Consider the following 16390-nt stretch of genomic DNA (forward strand, 5'->3'; position numbering starts at 1 on the left):
ATGGGTCAGAAGGTTCATCCAATCGGTATCCGCCTAGGTGTTGTGAAACGTCATAACGCTAACTGGTATGCGAATCCGAAACAATACGCTGAATACTTGCTTAAAGATCTTCAAGTTCGTGAGTTTTTAACTAAAAAACTTAAGAATGCGATGGTTAGCAATATTCTTATCGAACGTCCATCAGGTGCTGCTAAAGTAACAATTAGCACAGCTCGTCCTGGTATCGTAATCGGTAAAAAAGGCGAAGACATTGAAAAATTACAGCGCGAACTTACCAACATCATGGGTGTTCCAGCGCAAGTAAGCATCAACGAAATTGATCGCCCAGACTTGGACGCGCGTTTAGTTGCTGAAGCAATCGCTTCTCAATTAGAAAAACGTGTAATGTTCCGTCGTGCTATGAAGCGTGCGGTTCAAAACACTATGCGTGCTGGTGCTAAAGGTATCAAAGTTGAAGTTTCTGGCCGTTTAGGTGGTGCAGAGATCGCTCGTACAGAATGGTATCGTGAAGGTCGTGTACCTTTGCACACTCTTCGTGCGGACATCGACTATGCAACTATGCGTGCTGAAACTACTTACGGTACGATTGGTGTTAAAGTTTGGATTTTCCGTGGTGAGATTTTAGGTGGCATGAAACAAGTCATGAACCCTGCTCCTGCTGAAGAACGTCCAGCTAAACGCGGTCGTGGTCGTGGTGAAGGTCAAGAGCGTCGTGGTCGTCGCGGTGACCGTGCTGCTGACAAGGGAGAATAATCCATGTTGCAACCTAAACGTACCAAATTCCGTAAAGTGCACAAAGGCCGTAACACTGGTCTAGCACATCGTGGTAGTACAGTATCATTTGGTTCGATTGCAATTAAAGCAACTGAGCGTGGTCGTATGACTGCACGTCAGATTGAAGCTGCACGTCGTACCATTAGCCGTCGTATTAAACGTGGTGGTAAAATCTTCATTCGCGTATTCCCGGACAAACCAATTACCGAAAAACCATTAGAAGTTCGTATGGGTAACGGTAAAGGTAACGTGGAATATTGGGTTTGTGAGATCAAACCAGGTAAGATCCTGTACGAAATTGAAGGTGTGAACGAAGACTTGGCACGTGAAGCTTTTGCTTTAGCTGCTGCTAAACTTCCGTTTAAAACCACTATCGTGACTCGGACGGTAATGTAATGAAAACTAAAGATCTACGTGAAAAATCGGTAGAAGAGTTGAAAGCTTTGCTTGATGAGCAACAGCTTAACCAATTCCGTCTTCGTATGGCGAAAGCAACTGGTCAGTTGGGTAAATCGCACGAAGTGCAAGTTGCTCGTAAGACAATTGCTCGTATTAAGACACTCCTTACCGAAAAACAGGGGAACGGACAATGAGTGAAAAAACAGTCCGCACGTTAACCGGCAAAGTAGTAAGCGACAAAATGGACAAATCTATTGTTGTCCTTATCGAACGCCGCGTTCAACACCCGTTGTATGGCAAATCAATTCGCCGTTCAACTAAGTTACACGCTCATGATGAGAACAACGTTGCTAAAATTGGCGATGTTGTAACCATTAAAGAAAGCCGCCCAATTTCTAAAACTAAAGCTTGGACTTTAGTGGAAGTAGTTGAAGCAGCTGCTGAGTAATTCGACGTTCTTGTTGCATCATCGGTCAATTTCGAGTACTCTTTGAGCCTTTCGAAATTGTGACCGGTGATGCTCGGTTTTGGAGTAGGGCAATGATTCAAACCGAAACTATGCTCGACGTAGCAGACAACAGTGGTGCTCGCCGCGTACAATGTATTAAAGTACTTGGTGGTTCACATCGTCGTTATGCTTCTGTTGGCGACATTATTAAAGTTACTGTAAAAGAAGCTATTCCACGCGCACGTGTTAAAAAAGGTGACGTGATGAATGCAGTTGTAGTTCGTACTAAGTTCGGCATTCGTCGTCCAGATGGTTCTGTGATCCGTTTTGATGATAACGCTGCAGTTATTTTGAACAACAACAAAGCTCCGATTGCGACTCGTATCTTCGGACCAGTGACTCGTGAACTTCGTACTGAACAGTTCATGAAAATCATTTCATTGGCTCCTGAAGTTCTATAAGAGGCAATCATGGCTAAGATTAAAAAAGGCGATCAGGTTATCGTGATCGCAGGTAAAGAAAAAGGCAAACAGGGTACTGTTTTGTCTGTTTCTGAAGACCGCGTTAAGGTTGAAGGCCTTAACTTAGTGAAGAAGCATCAAAAGCCGAATCGTGTAACTGGCGCTGAAGGCGGTATCGTTACTCAAGAAGCTTCGCTTCATATCTCAAACGTGGCAATTTTAAATGCTACAACCCAGAAGGCTGACCGTGTTGGTTACCAAGTGATTGATGGCGTGAAAACTCGCGTTTACAAATCAACTGGTGAATCAGTGGCGGTAGCGAAGTAATAGGTTGAAAAGGCAATGGCCAGACTTAAAGCACGTTACAACGACGAACTTAAAGCGAAGTTACAAGAAGAACTTAGCATTAAGAATGTGATGGAAATTCCTCGCATCACAAAAATCACTCTTAACATGGGTGTAGGCGCAGCAGCTACTGATAAGAAATTATTAGACGGCGCTGTAGCTGACATGCAATTAATTGCTGGTCAAAAACCAGTAGTTACTCTTGCACGTAAATCTATCGCTGGTTTCAAAATCCGTGATGGTTGGCCAATTGGTTGTAAAGTTACTTTACGTGGCGACCAAATGTACGAATTCTTGGACCGTTTGATCTCTATCGCAATCCCTCGTATCCGTGACTTCCGTGGTTTCTCAGCGAAATCTTTCGACGGTCGTGGTAACTACTCAATGGGTTTGAAAGAGCAAATCGTTTTCCCTGAAATCGATTTCGACAAGATTGATCGTATTCGTGGTATGGATATTACTATTACTACGACTGCTCGCACCGATGACGAAGGCCGTGCGCTTATGCGTGCATTCGGCTTCCCGTTCAAATAAGAGGTCGATATGGCTAAGAAAGGTATGATTAATCGCGAATTGAAACGCGAAAAAACTGTTGCTAAATACGCTGCAAAACGTGCTGAATTAAAAGCTACTATTGCAAATGTAAATGCGAGCGACGAAGAACGTTTCGAAGCGATGTTAAAGTTACAAGCATTGCCACGTAATGCATCTCCGGTACGTCTTCGTAACCGTTGTGGTTTAACTGGTCGTCCTCATGGTTACTTCCGTAAGTTCGGTTTAAGCCGTAACAAATTACGTGACACAGTAATGCAAGGTGATGTACCAGGCGTTGTTAAGGCAAGCTGGTAAGGAGCGACTAAATGAGTATGCAAGATACCGTTGCCGACATGCTAACACGTGTTCGTAACGCACAAATGGCTAAGAAACAAACTGTTTCTATGCCGTCTTCTAAGTTGAAAGTTGCTATTGCAAACGTACTTCAACAAGAAGGTTATATTTCAAACGTAGAAGTTGCTCAAGAAGAGACAAAATCTACTTTGACTATTACTTTAAAATATTTCGAAGGCAAGCCAGTTATCGAAATGGTTAAGCGCGTAAGCCGTCCAGGCCTTCGCCAATACCGTGGTAAAGATAAACTTCCAAGCGTTAAGCAAGGTTTAGGTATTGCAATTGTTTCTACAAGCAAAGGCATCATGACTGATCGCGCTGCACGTGCTGCGGGCATCGGTGGTGAAGTTATTGCTTTTGTTTCTTAATAGGTGATTCCTCATGTCTCGTGTGGCTAAAGCCCCAGTAACTGTACCAAATGGTGTAACAGTTACTCAGAACGGCCGGCAGGTCGAAGTGAAAGGCAGCAAAGGTACATTGTCTTTCAACCTGCATGCGCTGGTCGAGCTAAAACAGGAAGAAGGTAAACTTCAACTTGCTCCAGCTAAAGAATCGAAAGATGCTTGGATGCAAGCTGGTACTGCTCGCGCTGTATTGAACAACCTTGTTAAAGGTGTTAGCGAAGGCTTCGAACGTAAGTTGCAGCTAGTTGGTGTTGGTTATAAAGCTGCGGTTAAAGGTACAGTTGTAAACCTTAACCTTGGTTACTCACACCCAATTGACTACGCTTTACCTGAAGGTGTAACAGCGGAAACTCCAACTGCTACTGAAATCATTTTGAAATCAGCAAACAAGCAGTTGTTAGGTCAAGTAGCGGCAGAAATCCGTGCATACCGTTCTCCTGAACCATATAAAGGTAAAGGTGTTCGTTATTCGGATGAAGTCATTCTTCGTAAAGAAGCTAAGAAGAAATAAGGCGCGAGGTTCTTATGAACGAAAAGAAACAATCCCGTTTGCGTCGTGCGAAAAGCACACGCTTGCACATCCGTGCATTGGGTGCGACTCGTTTGTGTGTAAACCGCACTCCGCGTCACATCTATGCTCAAGTTATTTCAGCAGATGGTGGCAAAGTTTTAGCGCAAGCTTCAACTTTAGATGCATCTTTACGTAGTGGTACTACTGGTAATATTGAAGCTGCGACGAAAGTTGGTGCTTTAATCGCAGAACGTGCTAAAGCAGCTGGCGTTACTAAAGTTGCATTTGACCGTTCTGGTTTTAAATATCATGGTCGTATCAAAGCCTTGGCTGATGCTGCTCGTGAAGGCGGCTTGGAGTTCTAATCATGGCAAAAGTTGAACAAAACGAAGGTCTCGTTGAAAAGCTGGTTGCCGTTGATCGTGTAGCCAAGGTTGTTAAGGGTGGTCGTATCTTCTCTTTCACAGCATTAACTGTTGTGGGCGATGGTAATGGTCGCGTAGGTTTTGGTCGTGGTAAAGCTCGTGAAGTTCCAGCTGCTATTTCTAAAGCACTTGAAGCTGCACGTCGTAACATGATCACTGTAGACCTTGCTGGTACTACTTTACAACACCCTGTGAATGCTCGTCATGGTGCAAGCCGTGTATACATGCAACCTGCTTCAGAAGGTACTGGCGTAATCGCTGGTGGTGCAATGCGTGCCGTTCTTGAAGCTGCAGGTGTACATAACGTACTTGCTAAATGTTATGGTTCTACTAACGCTGCTAACGTAGTAAACGCAACTTTTAAAGGTTTGCGTGATATGACTTCTCCTGAGAAAGTCGCTGCGAAACGTGGTAAATCAGTAGAAGAAATTCAAGGGTAATCAATCATGAAAACGATTAAAGTTACCCAGACTAAATCTTCTTCACATCGCTTGAAAAATCACAAGCTTTGCTTACAAGGTTTAGGTCTGCGTCGTATTGGTCATACTGTAGAAGTGCAAGATACGCCTTCTAACCGTGGTATGATCAACAAAGTCTACTATATGGTTAGTGTAGAGGAATAAGCCATGACTCTGCGTTTAAATGAGCTTGCACCTGCAGAAGGTGCAAAACGTGAACACCGTCGTTTAGGCCGTGGTATCGGTTCTGGCGTTGGTAAGACTGGTGGTCGTGGTATCAAAGGTCAAAAATCACGTAAAAGTGGTGGCGTTCGTCCAGGTTTCGAAGGCGGTCAAACAGCGATTTATCGTCGTTTACCTAAATTCGGTTTCACTAGCCAAATCGCTTTAAAAACTGCTGAAGTACGTTTGTCTGAGTTAAGTAAAGTGGAAGGCGATATCGTTAGCCTTGAAACTTTAAAAGCTGCGAATGTTGTTCGTCGTGATCAAATTCGCGCTCGTATCGTGCTTTCTGGTGAAATCACTCGTGCATTCACTGTTCAAGGTGTTGCATTGACTAAAGGCGCTAAAGCTGCAATTGAAGCAGCTGGCGGCAAAGTCGAGGAGTAATCTCGAGTGTCTATGTCTCCTAGTTCTTCAGGTCATGTCAACATGATGAAAGGTCAGCCATTTCACGTGAAATATCGTGAAATTATTCGCCGGATGAGTTTTCTAATCGGTGCATTGCTGGTCTTTCGACTAGGAGCGCATATTCCAGTACCAGGCATTAATAATGCTGCGTTAGAAAATTTATTTCATGCAAACCAAGGAACTATTCTTGGGCTATTCAATATGTTTTCTGGCGGTGCTTTAGAGCGAATGTCGATTCTTGCTTTAGGGATCATGCCTTATATTTCTGCATCAATTATTGTGCAGTTAATGTCTACAGTGATTCCTTCTCTCGAAGCCTTGAAAAAGGAAGGGGAGCAAGGTAAACGTAAAATTAATCAATATACGCGTCAGGGTACATTATTACTTGCAGTGGTTCAGGCAGTAGGTATGTGTGCAGGTCTTATTGGACAGGGTATTACTCTATCTAGTGGTCTTGCTTTTTATATACCTGCAGTTACATCACTTGTCGCAGGAACTATGTTCTTAATGTGGCTAGGTGAACAGATCACTGAAAGAGGTATCGGTAATGGTATCTCAATGATTATTTTTGCAGGTATTGTTGCTGGTTTGCCTAAATTAATTATGCAATCAGTATCATCTGTCGATAATGGTCAAACAAGTTTAATTGGTCTTGTTATCTTTGGTCTTTTGTCTCTTGGTGTATTGGCAGCGATTGTGTTTATTGAAAAAGCACAGCGTCGTATTCCAGTAAACTATGCACAGAAGCAGCAAGGGCGTCGTATATTTACAGCTCAGCAAACACATCTACCGTTGAAAATTAATATGGCTGGTGTGATTCCTGCGATTTTTGCGAGCCCTTTACTCTTGTTCCCAGCTAGTTTGGGGCAATGGGTAGGAAGTGCAGATCCGAATGCTGGTTTAATTAAACGTAGTTTACAAGATTTAGCTTTAGTATTGTCGCCTGGACAGCCTTTGTATTTGGTGCTCTTTGGTGCGTTAATTATCTTTTTCTGTTACTTTTATACGGCTTTAGTATTTAGCCCTAAGGAAGTATCAGAAAATCTAAAACGCAGCGGAGCTTATGTGCCTGGTATTCGCCCAGGTGAGCAAACTGCTCGTTACTTAGATCATATTCTTAATCGTTTGACGTTTATTGGTGCGATTTATATTACAGTCATTTGTTTGATGCCAATGATTCTACAAAGTTCTTTTGGTATTCCATTCTATTTGGGTGGTACCTCATTACTCATTGTAGTCGTTGTTGTTATGGACTTTATGGCTCAGCTACAAGCGCATTTAACTTCTCATCAATATGACAATCAAACATTAATGAGAAAAACGACTGCTCATCCTAAGGGATAAGCGCACTTAGAGGTTTCATCATGAAAGTACAAGCTTCTGTAAAGAAAATTTGTGGTAGCTGTAAAGTTATCCGTCGTAATGGGGTTATTCGCGTGATTTGTAGCGCAGAACCTCGTCATAAGCAGCGTCAAGGTTAATCTAATCAAGACCTGTTGATTTCAGTAGGCGAATTGGGTTAATATCCGCCCCTCAAGATTTTTGTGGGGCGGTTGATTATCTCTACTGCCTTTTTGGAGAAAAGTGAATGGCTCGTATTGCCGGTGTAAACATTCCGGATAACAAGCATGCTGTTATCTCCCTCACTTACATCTTTGGTATCGGTCGCCACACTGCTAAGAACATCTTAGCTGCAGTTGGTATTACTGAGACTACTAAGATCCGTGAGTTGGACGATGCACAGCTTGATGCGATTCGTGCAGAAGTTGCTAAGGTTCCTACCGAAGGTGACTTACGTCGCGAAATTTCCATGAACATTAAACGTTTAATGGATTTAGGTTGCTATCGTGGCCTTCGTCATCGTCGCAGCTTGCCTGTCCGTGGTCAACGCACCAAAACTAACGCACGTACCCGTAAAGGTCCGCGCAAACCGATTAAAAAGTAAGATTTCTGGAAGCTAAAAGATGGCTAAAGATACTCGCACACGCAAGAAGGTCACTCGTACCGTCTCTGAAGGTGTTGCACACATTCACGCGTCTTTTAATAACACCATTGTTACGATTACCGATCGTCAAGGTAATGCATTGGCTTGGGCCACCTCAGGTGGACAAGGCTTCCGTGGTTCACGTAAATCAACTCCGTTTGCTGCTCAGGTAGCTGCTGAAGTTGCTGGTAAAGCAGCTTTAGATTACGGTTTGAAAAACCTTGACGTCCTTGTAAAAGGTCCTGGTCCAGGTCGTGAGTCTGCGGTTCGTGCATTAGGCGCAGTGGGTTATAAGATTAACAGCATTACCGATGTGACTCCAATTCCTCACAACGGTTGCCGTCCACCTAAAAAACGTCGCGTGTAAGGAGAAACATTCATGGCTCGTTATATTGGTCCAAAATGCAAACTCTCTCGCCGCGAAGGGACAGACCTGCAACTTAAATCTGGCGTTAAACCATTTGACGTCAAAACTAAAAAAGCTAACAAAGCACCTGGTCAGCATGGTCAGGCTCGCGGTGGTAAGCAATCTGAGTATTCACTACAATTACGTGAAAAACAAAAAGTCCGTCGTATTTACGGTGTGTTAGAGCGTCAATTTAGTAACTACTATAAAGAAGCAGCTCGTGTTAAAGGCGCAACTGGTGAGAACTTGTTGAAATTGCTTGAAAGCCGTCTTGATAACGTTGTTTATCGCATGGGTTTTGGTTCTACACGTGCAGAAGCTCGTCAGTTAGTAAGTCACCGTAGCATTACTTTGAATGGTCGTCGTGTAAACATCGCATCTATTCAAGTTAAAGCTGGTGATGTAATTGCGGTTCACGAAGGTGCTAAACAACAATTGCGTATTAAAAACGCGATTGAATTGGCTGCTCAACGTGGTATTCCAGCTTGGATCGAAGTTGATCACTCTAAGCTTGAAGGTACGTTTAAAGCTGCACCAGATCGTTCTGATTTACCTGCTGAAATCAACGAAAGCTTGATTGTAGAATTGTATTCTAAATAATCCTTGAGGTAGCAATAATGACGCGTACTGCAAACGAGTTTCTAACTCCGCAAGCGATCAAGGTCGAAGCGGTAAGCGGGACCTCGGCAAAAGTGATTCTGGAACCTTTAGAGCGTGGTTTTGGCCATACTCTAGGTAATGCTTTACGTCGCATTCTATTGTCTTCTTTGCCAGGCGCTGCTGTGGTTGAAGTAGAGATAGAAGGTGTCGAGCACGAGTACAGTACTTTAGAAGGCTTGCAGCAGGACATCGTCGAGCTCTTGCTGAACCTAAAAGGATTGTCTATTAAGCTGTTCGATCAAAATGAAGCTTATTTAACATTAGAAAAACAAGGTCCTGGTGACATTACTGCTGCCGACCTTCGTTTACCTCATAATGTTGAAGTGGTTAACCCAGAACATTTAATTGGTACTTTGAGTGCTACAGGCTCATTAAAAATGCGCTTGAAAGTTTCTCAAGGTCGTGGTTATGAAACATCTGACTCTCGTTTCCCTGAAGGCGAAACACGTCCTGTAGGTCGTTTACAGTTAGATGCTTCTTATAGCCCAATTAAGCGTGTTTCTTACACCGTAGAAAATGCGCGTGTAGAACAACGTACCGATTTAGATAAACTGGTAATCGATCTTGAGACCAACGGTACGGTTGATCCTGAAGAAGCAATCCGCAAAGCGGCAACAATCTTGCAACAACAAATTGCAATTTTTGTTGATCTTCAGAAAGACCAAACTCCTGTTGCTCAAGAACCTCGTGAAGAAGTTGACCCAATCTTGCTTCGCCCAGTAGATGATCTAGAGCTTACTGTTCGTTCTGCTAACTGTTTGAAAGCAGAAAATATTTACTACATTGGTGATCTTGTTCAACGTACTGAAGTTGAGTTGTTAAAAACTCCTAACCTTGGTAAAAAATCGTTAACAGAGATCAAAGATGTTTTGGCATCGAAAGGTTTACAACTCGGTATGCGTCTTGAGAACTGGCCACCAGCTAGTCTTCGTATGGACGACCGTTTTGCCTATCGTAGCCGTTAATTAAGTAGGACTATCACCATGCGTCATCGTAATAGTGGTGTGAAATTAGGCCGTACAAGCAGCCATCGTAAAGCGATGTTCCAAAACTTGGCTAATTCTTTATTTGAACATGAGTTGATCAAAACAACTTTGCCTAAAGCTAAAGAATTACGTCGTGTTGCTGAGCCTTTAATCACTCTAGCAAAAAACGATACTGTAGCAAATCGTCGTTTAGCATTTGCTCGTACTCGTAATGCTGCAACTGTTGGTAAATTATTTACCGTACTCGGCCCTCGTTACAAAGAACGTAACGGCGGTTATCTACGTGTTCTTAAAGCGGGCTTCCGTGCTGGTGATGCAGCACCGATGGCTTACGTTGAGCTTGTAGATCGTGAAGTGAACACTTCAGCTGAATAATTGATATTATTCAAAAAAGACCGGCTTTATGCCGGTCTTTTTTATTTTCCAAAAAACATAAAATTAAAAATTTGTCCCCAAGTGACATAAAAAAACGGATAAACGGTCAAACTTGACATTGTGTATTGTCAAAATTGTGATTTAATAAAGTTATATTCTCAACAATGGGTATAAAAATAAAATGGAAAAGCAAGTTGATGTATTAATCATTGGTGCAGGCATATCAGGAATAGGAGTTGCTGCCCACTTATCTAAAAACTCTCCACAACGTCAGTTTGAAATTTTGGAGCGTCGTGAATCGTTTGGTGGAACTTGGGATCTTTTCCGCTATCCTGGTATCCGTTCTGATTCAGATATGTCTACTTTTGGTTTTAACTTTAAACCATGGCGCAAAGCCAATGTTCTCGCTGATGGTGCCTCTATTAAAGGATATCTAGGGGAAGTGATTGATGAGTTTAAGTTAAAAGAAAAAATTCATTTCGGCCATCGTGTCCTTTCTGCGAATTATGATTCTGCCTCGAAAAAGTGGCATGTTATTGTCGAGGACAATAAGAAAAAACAGCAGACTTGGGTTGCTAACTTCGTTGTAGGTTGTACTGGTTATTATAATTATGACCAAGGCTACGCGCCGACTTTCCCAAATCAAGAAGCTTTCAAAGGTCAACTCATTCATCCACAACATTGGCCTGAAAACTTGGATTATAAGGGTAAAAAAGTAGTAATTATTGGTAGCGGAGCTACAGCAATTACACTGGTGCCTGCAATGTCAAAAGGTGGAGCTGGTCATGTAACGATGTTGCAACGTTCACCAACTTATATTGCTTCTGTTCCGTCTATTGATTTCATCTATGAAAAAACTCGTAGATTTATGTCTGAAGAAGCAGCCTATAAATTTACGCGTGCTCGTAATATTGGTATGCAACGAGCAATTTATGCATTGTCTCAAAAGCATCCTAAAACAGTTCGTCGTTTACTCTTAAAAGCAATTGAAATGCAACTTAAGGGTAAAGTTGATATGAAACATTTTACACCTTCATATAACCCTTGGGATCAGCGTCTTTGCGTAGTTCCTGATGGTGATTTATTCAAAATTCTTCGTGAAGGTAAGGCGAGTGTTGAAACTGATCAAATTGAAAAATTTACTGAGACTGGTATTCAATTAAAATCAGGCAAGCATCTTGATGCCGATATTATCGTATCTGCAACAGGTTTGCAGGTTCAAATCATGGGCGGTGTGCAGGCAACTATTGATGGGGAGCCAGTTAAATCATCTGAACACATGCTTTATAACGGCGTGATGCTCAGCGATGTACCAAACATGGCGATGATTATTGGCTATGTAAATGCTTCATGGACATTAAAAGTTGATATTGCAGCAGATTATATCTGCCGTTTATTAAACTACATGGATAAGAATAATTATGATGAAGTCATTCCATCTGGTGATAAGAGTGTGATGGAAGAGGACACAGTCATGGGTAGCTTATCATCTGGTTATATTAGTCGTGCTGCCGACGTGATTCCTAAACAAGGTAAACAAGCACCATGGCAGGTAACCAATAATTATCTTGAAGACCGAAAATCATTAAAAAATGCAAAATTTGATGATGGTGTTCTACGTTTTCATAAGCATTCAGAAGTTTCTACACGTAAACCAAAATTAGTGTCTTGATATTCGAAAATAAAAAGGAGGCTATAAGCCTCCTTTTTTATAGTAAAGATTAAAGAGTTCTAGAGATTAATTCTTTCATAATTTCATTGGTGCCTGCATAAATACGGTTTGCTCGGTGATCGATATAAGCGCGGGCAATTGGATATTCCAGCATATAGCCATAACCACCATGTAATTGAAGACATTCATCTACAACTTTTGAAAACATATCTGAAATTTTATATTTTGCAGCAGCTGCAGCTTCAACACTCAATTTTTCATCGAGTTGTAATTCCATACAACGATCTAAATAGGTACGGCAGAAATCTATCTCTGTTCTAAGTTCAGCAAGTTTAAAACGAGTATTTTGGAATGCTCCAACTGGTTTGCCGAATGCTTTACGATCTTTTGTATATTGAACAGTATGTGCAAATGCCGCTTCTGCCCCGGCTTGGCAGATAATAGCAACTAGCATACGCTCCCACGCTAATTCTTTCATGAGCATGATAAAGCCCATACCTTCCATACCTAAAAGATTTTCTTTAGGAACACGAACGTTATCAAAGAAGAGTTCACAGGTATCTTGGCCTTTCATACCAATTTTGTTAAGTGGTTTGCCCTTAGTAAAACCAGCACGGTCAGCTTCGACAATAATGAGTGATAAATTGGCAGATCCTTTATCGCTATTCCCGGTTTTACAAACGACAATCGCCATATTGCATAAATAGCCATTGGTAATAAATATTTTTGAACCATTAATGACATATTCATCGCCATCAAGAACGGCTGTTGTACGAACCGCTTGCAAGTCTGAACCTGTTCCCGGCTCGGTCATGGCAATTGCGGTAACCGTCTCACCAGTAGCCATTTTAGGGAGCCATTTCTGTTTTTGCTCTTCATTACCGAAGTTATTAATATAGTTGGCTACAATGTCGGAATGCAGTGAGAAACCTGTACTTGAGTCCATCGCATAGGCTTGTTCTTCAATAAGAATCATGCTGTATAGGCGATCGACACCTGAACCACCATATTGTTCTGGCATGGTGGTACAGAGTAAACCTAATGCACCAGCTTTATTCCAAAGATCTCGGTCAACATGTTGTTGTTTTTCATATTTTTCAATATTAGGTACAACTTCTTTCTCATAGAATTTACGTACCGTTTCCCGAAAAGCTTCATGTTCTTCATTAAATAAATGGCGAGGTAACATATTTGGAATGGGACGAATAGCACCAGATTGCATTGTATTTCTTCCTTGGTTTGGGCTTGATGTTATGAGCTAAACATAAGGGAAGCGACTAGGTCTAACAATGTGATGAATGCTCATTTATGGCGATGAAGTGATAAGTTTGGTCAATTTGATATTTTTAGCGAACTTTCTCATGTGATCAGGTAAACTAAGCGCACTATCAACGCAGATGGGGAAATAAATGTCTGAAGAAATGACCTTGGAAGAACGTAAAGTAATCTATCGCGCACGTCGTGGTTTAAAGGAAATTGATGTCTATTTTGACCCTTATGTGAAAAATTATTATTTAAAGGCAGACCCGGCAGAAAAAGCGTTGTTTGCTGAGTTGGTAGAACAGGAAGACCCTGATTTACTAGATTGGTTTATGGAAGTATCAGAACCACCACGTACCGAATTACGTGACTTTATCTATAAATTAAAACACTATGTTCATGGTTAATTTATTTTGATCAACCATTTGAATTTTAAGCTGAAATATAGTCGTTTTTCGATTATATTTCAGTTTTTTATTGGCTTAAGCTTAGCAATTCTATTTTATCAATTAATGCCGTTACTATGGTGGTTAGTTGTAATCAGCTTACTATTTATAAGCTTTATTTTCTTTTTAAAGCGTCCGCAGCTTGCAAAAATTGCCTATTTAGATAAAAAACTATGGTCGCTTGCTTATCACTCACAGAACACCATTTCTCGCGTCAAAATTTTAAAAATAATTGATTATCAGATTTTCATAGTGATCTATTTTGAAGGTCATAAAACACTAACTTCTATCATTTGGTTTGATCAAATGTCATTAGCGGAGTGGAAAAAGCTTAAAACTTTAGAAAAACTCCATTAATTGTTAGACAATTCTACATTTGTATATTTATTTAAAATTATTATTAATCAATATCTTATATTTTATTTCTTTTTGGGAAATTGAAATTGTCTAGTTAAAATACAGAAAAACCAGCAAGAAAGTTAATTGTCGGACAATTTCTCAATATGGTTACTATTCTATCGGTTAAAGTACAAACACCAACGTAAAGTGTGTCGGAGGTCTCAAATGGAGATGCCAACATGGTCGTTCTTGGTCATTGCCATAATTATGGCGGTGGTGATAGGAAGAGCAGGAACTTTACTCAGGGAACATCTTAACCGAGTTAATCTTAGCAAAGTTAAGAGACAGAGGATGCAAAGGTCATCGATCAGTCAATAATCTAATTGGTTAATCGATTAATTTCATCAAGTGTCCAGTTTTTAACTGGGTGCGAACGTAGTAAGGAGGTCTCTCATGGAGATTTCAATGTGGATGTTTCTGTTGATTGCAGTAATTATGGCTGTAGTAGTAGGAAGAGCAGGAACTTTACTTAAGGATTATCTAGAACAACAATAATATAAGCCGTTAAAAGCTTATCCCAGTTAATAAGTAGCATGTGCTGAACCGTCGCAATGCTACTTTTTTTTGCCTAAAATTTTTGTTTCCCTGAAAAACTGTCAATTTTATCTGCTGTGAAGTGTGTCAAAGTATAAGCGCTACAATTAGAGTAATTACTCTTTTATTCAAGATATGCATCTGCTAATGTACATCTGAAAAGGAAAAAACAAATTACATCGAGGACAGGAAGATGTCTAAAGTCCAAAAAATATGCCAAGGTTTGGCGGTAAGTTTTCTTGCAGCTTCAGTTTTATCAGGTTGTTCATACGTCGTGAAAAGCGGAGCAAATGTTGCTTTAGGTTTTACGGAAAAGCACGTCGTTCCACCTATTTTGGCAATGCAAGATGCTGAAATGGTCTGTAATACTGGTAGTGCCTTAACTCCTGCAATTATGTCGACTAAAGGTATGGGTGCAGATCCTACTCGTGTTGCTGTCTTAATGTATGCTGCTTCAGGTGTCTGCGCGGAAAACCAAGCATTAGAACAGGAGTTACGTTATTTGCGCGCTTCAAAAGCAGGGCAGGTAACAGAAGCTCAAGATGCACGTATTGCACAGAAGCGTTGGGCTGCAATTGCTGCTGAGCGACAATACGCAGGCTATAAGCTCTTTGCTGATCGTTGGGAATCTAAATATAAATATCATTTAGGTGACTCTTGTCCGACAATGCGTAGTGATATTGACCAAACTGTATATTTACTTGGGATGATTAGTGGTCTTCAAGCTGTGACCAACGACATTAACTCTGGCGGTTCTGTCAATGTTCCGAAAGATATTGCTGCTATTGTAGAGCGCGGTATGGTCTGCCTTGATAACCAAAAATTCTGGGGCGCACCAAATGCAACGCGCGCAGTGATCTGGACTTTATTACCAGGCGCTAATGAAGGGAAGCCTGATCCATATGAAACTTTAAAACAGTCTGTGCAAATTGGTGAACAAAAAGGTGTTCGTTTATCTCATGCATTATATGCCGTAGCTGCTCAAGCGAGTGGTGACGATGCCAAAATCCGTGATGCATTAAAAACTTATGCCGCATCTCAAGCAGATGACAAACCTGTCAATCCGAACTTTAAATTAATCGATAGTATGGCTGGTTTAATTGTGCGCGGTATTTCTGACCGTTACTGGACTGAGCATACTGGTGTTCGTACCGGTGATGACGGTATGTCTCATTTCTGGGATGAGAAAAACGAAGGCTCAGCTGAATTGGATGAGTTGTTTGATGGTGGAGCTGCATCGGAAGCCCCAGCTGACACGAAAACTGCACCAGCACAGTAAAATAGATCTGAAGGAACTCACTCCTTAGGGTTACTAACTCTAGTAATCGTAAGGAGTCTGGTTTAAAAGGAGTGTGCTATGAAAGATCATGTACTCAATAAAAAAGTGCTTTTGGTCGCAGGGTGCATTTCTGTTTCTGCATGTTTACAGGTGTTTCCGGATTATTTTATCTATTGGCGTGAAAGCTTACTCGGCGAGTTCTGGCGTTTATGGACAGCACACTGGGTACATGTCGGATGGATTCACTTTCTTTTAAATATGATGGCATTTGCGTGTTTGCCTTTCATATTTCCACATACCAAAGTGTGGCACATTTTAAGTCTTCTTTTTCTTTTACCACCTTTTATTAGCTTGGTGTTCTATTTTTATTTGCCCAATATCGATGCATATGCCGGCCTTTCTGGGGTACTCCATGGGTTATATACCGCAGTTGCTTTGGTTTACTTGCAATACCGTAAAGAAAGGAATTTTGCATTTCTGGTCTTAGGTTTAATTGTTGCAAAGTTGATTTGGGAAAATACATTTGGGCAAACAGGAACAGCCCAGCTCATTGGTAGTCCAGTTTTAACTGAAGCTCATCTATATGGGGCGATTGGTGGTGCAATCTTTGGAGGATGCTATTGGCTCATACAAAGATTCAAATAGA

General features: G+C 41.3%; 26 protein-coding genes and 1 pseudogene. 26 read left to right on the forward strand and 1 reads right to left on the reverse strand.

Features of this window, described 5'->3' with window-relative positions:
- From rpsC to KNQ97_RS12850, 22 genes and pseudogenes are all read left to right on the forward strand, one after another.
- Nucleotides 1-817, forward strand: a pseudogene (gene rpsC / locus KNQ97_RS12745) (30S ribosomal protein S3).
- Nucleotides 757-1170, forward strand: coding sequence for a 50S ribosomal protein L16 (gene rplP / locus KNQ97_RS12750; RefSeq protein ID WP_000941215.1), 414 nt, complete (start codon nt 757-759; stop codon nt 1168-1170). Before rpsC ends, rplP begins: the two are co-directional and overlap by 61 nt.
- The gene (gene rpmC, locus KNQ97_RS12755) at nt 1170-1367 is read left to right on the forward strand and encodes a 50S ribosomal protein L29 (RefSeq protein WP_000849928.1); all 198 of its coding nucleotides are present in this window, start codon (nt 1170-1172) and stop codon (nt 1365-1367) included. Before rplP ends, rpmC begins: the two co-directional genes overlap by 1 nt.
- Nucleotides 1364-1621 carry a 30S ribosomal protein S17 gene (gene rpsQ, locus KNQ97_RS12760; protein ID WP_001291845.1) on the forward strand — a complete coding sequence of 86 codons (258 nt, stop codon included), beginning with the start codon at nt 1364-1366 and terminating at the stop codon, nt 1619-1621. Before rpmC ends, rpsQ begins: the two co-directional genes overlap by 4 nt.
- A 92-nt stretch (nt 1622-1713) precedes the next feature.
- Nucleotides 1714-2082 (forward strand): 50S ribosomal protein L14, encoded by a 369-nt coding sequence (gene rplN, locus KNQ97_RS12765; RefSeq protein ID WP_001982634.1) that lies wholly within the window; start codon nt 1714-1716, stop codon nt 2080-2082.
- Between the two features lie 9 nt (nt 2083-2091).
- Complete coding sequence (gene rplX, locus KNQ97_RS12770) at nt 2092-2409, forward strand: 50S ribosomal protein L24 (protein ID WP_001062685.1); 318 nt, start codon at nt 2092-2094, stop codon at nt 2407-2409.
- 15 nt (nt 2410-2424) lie between these two features.
- Nucleotides 2425-2961 (forward strand): 50S ribosomal protein L5, encoded by a 537-nt coding sequence (rplE, locus tag KNQ97_RS12775; RefSeq protein ID WP_000113197.1) that lies wholly within the window; start codon nt 2425-2427, stop codon nt 2959-2961.
- Between the two features lie 9 nt (nt 2962-2970).
- The gene (rpsN, locus tag KNQ97_RS12780) at nt 2971-3276 is read left to right on the forward strand and encodes a 30S ribosomal protein S14 (protein WP_001074624.1); all 306 of its coding nucleotides are present in this window, start codon (nt 2971-2973) and stop codon (nt 3274-3276) included.
- Between the two features lie 11 nt (nt 3277-3287).
- The gene (gene rpsH / locus KNQ97_RS12785) at nt 3288-3683 is read left to right on the forward strand and encodes a 30S ribosomal protein S8 (RefSeq protein WP_000062616.1); all 396 of its coding nucleotides are present in this window, start codon (nt 3288-3290) and stop codon (nt 3681-3683) included.
- A gap of 13 nt (nt 3684-3696) precedes the next feature.
- Nucleotides 3697-4230, forward strand: a complete 534-nt coding sequence (rplF, locus tag KNQ97_RS12790) for a 50S ribosomal protein L6 (RefSeq protein WP_000091932.1) — start codon at nt 3697-3699, stop codon at nt 4228-4230.
- A 14-nt stretch (nt 4231-4244) separates the two neighbouring features.
- Nucleotides 4245-4595: a 50S ribosomal protein L18 gene (rplR, locus tag KNQ97_RS12795; RefSeq protein ID WP_001003194.1), complete on the forward strand. Its 351-nt coding sequence runs from the start codon at nt 4245-4247 to the stop codon at nt 4593-4595.
- 2 nt (nt 4596-4597) lie between these two features.
- Complete coding sequence (gene rpsE, locus KNQ97_RS12800) at nt 4598-5095, forward strand: 30S ribosomal protein S5 (protein WP_001141025.1); 498 nt, start codon at nt 4598-4600, stop codon at nt 5093-5095.
- 6 nt (nt 5096-5101) lie between these two features.
- Complete coding sequence (gene rpmD / locus KNQ97_RS12805) at nt 5102-5278, forward strand: 50S ribosomal protein L30 (RefSeq protein ID WP_000849088.1); 177 nt, start codon at nt 5102-5104, stop codon at nt 5276-5278.
- Between the two features lie 3 nt (nt 5279-5281).
- The gene (gene rplO / locus KNQ97_RS12810; protein ID WP_000175340.1) at nt 5282-5722 is read left to right on the forward strand and encodes a 50S ribosomal protein L15; all 441 of its coding nucleotides are present in this window, start codon (nt 5282-5284) and stop codon (nt 5720-5722) included.
- Nucleotides 5723-5767: 45 nt separating this feature from the next.
- Entirely contained in the window at nt 5768-7087 is a 1320-nt protein-coding gene (gene secY, locus KNQ97_RS12815) for a preprotein translocase subunit SecY (RefSeq protein WP_253612323.1), read from the forward strand.
- Between the two features lie 20 nt (nt 7088-7107).
- Nucleotides 7108-7224 carry a 50S ribosomal protein L36 gene (rpmJ, locus tag KNQ97_RS12820; protein ID WP_000867907.1) on the forward strand — a complete coding sequence of 39 codons (117 nt, stop codon included), beginning with the start codon at nt 7108-7110 and terminating at the stop codon, nt 7222-7224.
- Between the two features lie 107 nt (nt 7225-7331).
- The gene (rpsM, locus tag KNQ97_RS12825) at nt 7332-7688 is read left to right on the forward strand and encodes a 30S ribosomal protein S13 (protein WP_000090815.1); all 357 of its coding nucleotides are present in this window, start codon (nt 7332-7334) and stop codon (nt 7686-7688) included.
- Between the two features lie 19 nt (nt 7689-7707).
- On the forward strand, nt 7708-8094 hold the full coding sequence (gene rpsK, locus KNQ97_RS12830; protein ID WP_001040166.1) for a 30S ribosomal protein S11: 387 nt from the start codon (nt 7708-7710) through the stop codon (nt 8092-8094).
- 12 nt (nt 8095-8106) lie between these two features.
- Complete coding sequence (rpsD, locus tag KNQ97_RS12835) at nt 8107-8733, forward strand: 30S ribosomal protein S4 (protein WP_000135204.1); 627 nt, start codon at nt 8107-8109, stop codon at nt 8731-8733.
- 17 nt (nt 8734-8750) lie between these two features.
- Nucleotides 8751-9758 (forward strand): DNA-directed RNA polymerase subunit alpha, encoded by a 1008-nt coding sequence (rpoA, locus tag KNQ97_RS12840; protein WP_000198631.1) that lies wholly within the window; start codon nt 8751-8753, stop codon nt 9756-9758.
- Nucleotides 9759-9776: 18 nt separating this feature from the next.
- Nucleotides 9777-10154, forward strand: coding sequence for a 50S ribosomal protein L17 (gene rplQ / locus KNQ97_RS12845; protein ID WP_001216380.1), 378 nt, complete (start codon nt 9777-9779; stop codon nt 10152-10154).
- A 181-nt stretch (nt 10155-10335) separates the two neighbouring features.
- Entirely contained in the window at nt 10336-11826 is a 1491-nt protein-coding gene (locus tag KNQ97_RS12850) for an NAD(P)/FAD-dependent oxidoreductase (protein WP_000415132.1), read from the forward strand.
- A 49-nt stretch (nt 11827-11875) separates the two neighbouring features.
- Here KNQ97_RS12850 and KNQ97_RS12855 read toward each other — a convergent pair whose 3' ends face one another.
- On the reverse strand, nt 11876-13048 hold the full coding sequence (locus KNQ97_RS12855) for an acyl-CoA dehydrogenase family protein (RefSeq protein WP_253612314.1): 1173 nt from the start codon (nt 13046-13048) through the stop codon (nt 11876-11878).
- Between the two features lie 187 nt (nt 13049-13235).
- Here KNQ97_RS12855 and KNQ97_RS12860 point away from each other — a divergent pair, with 187 nt between their 5' ends.
- The 4 genes from KNQ97_RS12860 (at nt 13236) to rrtA (ending at nt 16389) form a co-directional block, all read left to right on the forward strand.
- Nucleotides 13236-13493, forward strand: coding sequence for a succinate dehydrogenase assembly factor 2 (locus KNQ97_RS12860; protein ID WP_001288210.1), 258 nt, complete (start codon nt 13236-13238; stop codon nt 13491-13493).
- A gap of 6 nt (nt 13494-13499) precedes the next feature.
- On the forward strand, nt 13500-13889 hold the full coding sequence (locus KNQ97_RS12865) for a hypothetical protein (RefSeq protein ID WP_002086511.1): 390 nt from the start codon (nt 13500-13502) through the stop codon (nt 13887-13889).
- A gap of 769 nt (nt 13890-14658) precedes the next feature.
- Nucleotides 14659-15744 carry a hypothetical protein gene (locus tag KNQ97_RS12870; RefSeq protein ID WP_000049106.1) on the forward strand — a complete coding sequence of 362 codons (1086 nt, stop codon included), beginning with the start codon at nt 14659-14661 and terminating at the stop codon, nt 15742-15744.
- Nucleotides 15745-15822: 78 nt separating this feature from the next.
- Nucleotides 15823-16389, forward strand: coding sequence for a rhombosortase (gene rrtA, locus KNQ97_RS12875; RefSeq protein ID WP_000651536.1), 567 nt, complete (start codon nt 15823-15825; stop codon nt 16387-16389).
- Nucleotide 16390: the final 1 nt, after the last annotated feature.

It is taken from the genome of Acinetobacter sp. UC24323 (assembly GCF_024151445.1).
GTDB lineage: Bacteria > Pseudomonadota > Gammaproteobacteria > Pseudomonadales > Moraxellaceae > Acinetobacter > Acinetobacter baumannii.

Coding starts and splice junctions, on each gene's coding strand:
- rplP (WP_000941215.1), top strand. CDS start 757: ATGTTGCAACCTAAACGTACCAAATTCCGTAAAGTGCACAAAGGCCGT.
- rpmC (WP_000849928.1), top strand. CDS start 1,170: ATGAAAACTAAAGATCTACGTGAAAAATCGGTAGAAGAGTTGAAAGCT.
- rpsQ (WP_001291845.1), top strand. CDS start 1,364: ATGAGTGAAAAAACAGTCCGCACGTTAACCGGCAAAGTAGTAAGCGAC.
- rplN (WP_001982634.1), top strand. CDS start 1,714: ATGATTCAAACCGAAACTATGCTCGACGTAGCAGACAACAGTGGTGCT.
- rplX (WP_001062685.1), top strand. CDS start 2,092: ATGGCTAAGATTAAAAAAGGCGATCAGGTTATCGTGATCGCAGGTAAA.
- rplE (WP_000113197.1), top strand. CDS start 2,425: ATGGCCAGACTTAAAGCACGTTACAACGACGAACTTAAAGCGAAGTTA.
- rpsN (WP_001074624.1), top strand. CDS start 2,971: ATGGCTAAGAAAGGTATGATTAATCGCGAATTGAAACGCGAAAAAACT.
- rpsH (WP_000062616.1), top strand. CDS start 3,288: ATGAGTATGCAAGATACCGTTGCCGACATGCTAACACGTGTTCGTAAC.
- rplF (WP_000091932.1), top strand. CDS start 3,697: ATGTCTCGTGTGGCTAAAGCCCCAGTAACTGTACCAAATGGTGTAACA.
- rplR (WP_001003194.1), top strand. CDS start 4,245: ATGAACGAAAAGAAACAATCCCGTTTGCGTCGTGCGAAAAGCACACGC.
- rpsE (WP_001141025.1), top strand. CDS start 4,598: ATGGCAAAAGTTGAACAAAACGAAGGTCTCGTTGAAAAGCTGGTTGCC.
- rpmD (WP_000849088.1), top strand. CDS start 5,102: ATGAAAACGATTAAAGTTACCCAGACTAAATCTTCTTCACATCGCTTG.
- rplO (WP_000175340.1), top strand. CDS start 5,282: ATGACTCTGCGTTTAAATGAGCTTGCACCTGCAGAAGGTGCAAAACGT.
- secY (WP_253612323.1), top strand. CDS start 5,768: ATGAAAGGTCAGCCATTTCACGTGAAATATCGTGAAATTATTCGCCGG.
- rpmJ (WP_000867907.1), top strand. CDS start 7,108: ATGAAAGTACAAGCTTCTGTAAAGAAAATTTGTGGTAGCTGTAAAGTT.
- rpsM (WP_000090815.1), top strand. CDS start 7,332: ATGGCTCGTATTGCCGGTGTAAACATTCCGGATAACAAGCATGCTGTT.
- rpsK (WP_001040166.1), top strand. CDS start 7,708: ATGGCTAAAGATACTCGCACACGCAAGAAGGTCACTCGTACCGTCTCT.
- rpsD (WP_000135204.1), top strand. CDS start 8,107: ATGGCTCGTTATATTGGTCCAAAATGCAAACTCTCTCGCCGCGAAGGG.
- rpoA (WP_000198631.1), top strand. CDS start 8,751: ATGACGCGTACTGCAAACGAGTTTCTAACTCCGCAAGCGATCAAGGTC.
- rplQ (WP_001216380.1), top strand. CDS start 9,777: ATGCGTCATCGTAATAGTGGTGTGAAATTAGGCCGTACAAGCAGCCAT.
- KNQ97_RS12850 (WP_000415132.1), top strand. CDS start 10,336: ATGGAAAAGCAAGTTGATGTATTAATCATTGGTGCAGGCATATCAGGA.
- KNQ97_RS12855 (WP_253612314.1), bottom strand. CDS start 13,048: ATGCAATCTGGTGCTATTCGTCCCATTCCAAATATGTTACCTCGCCAT.
- KNQ97_RS12860 (WP_001288210.1), top strand. CDS start 13,236: ATGTCTGAAGAAATGACCTTGGAAGAACGTAAAGTAATCTATCGCGCA.
- KNQ97_RS12870 (WP_000049106.1), top strand. CDS start 14,659: ATGTCTAAAGTCCAAAAAATATGCCAAGGTTTGGCGGTAAGTTTTCTT.
- rrtA (WP_000651536.1), top strand. CDS start 15,823: ATGAAAGATCATGTACTCAATAAAAAAGTGCTTTTGGTCGCAGGGTGC.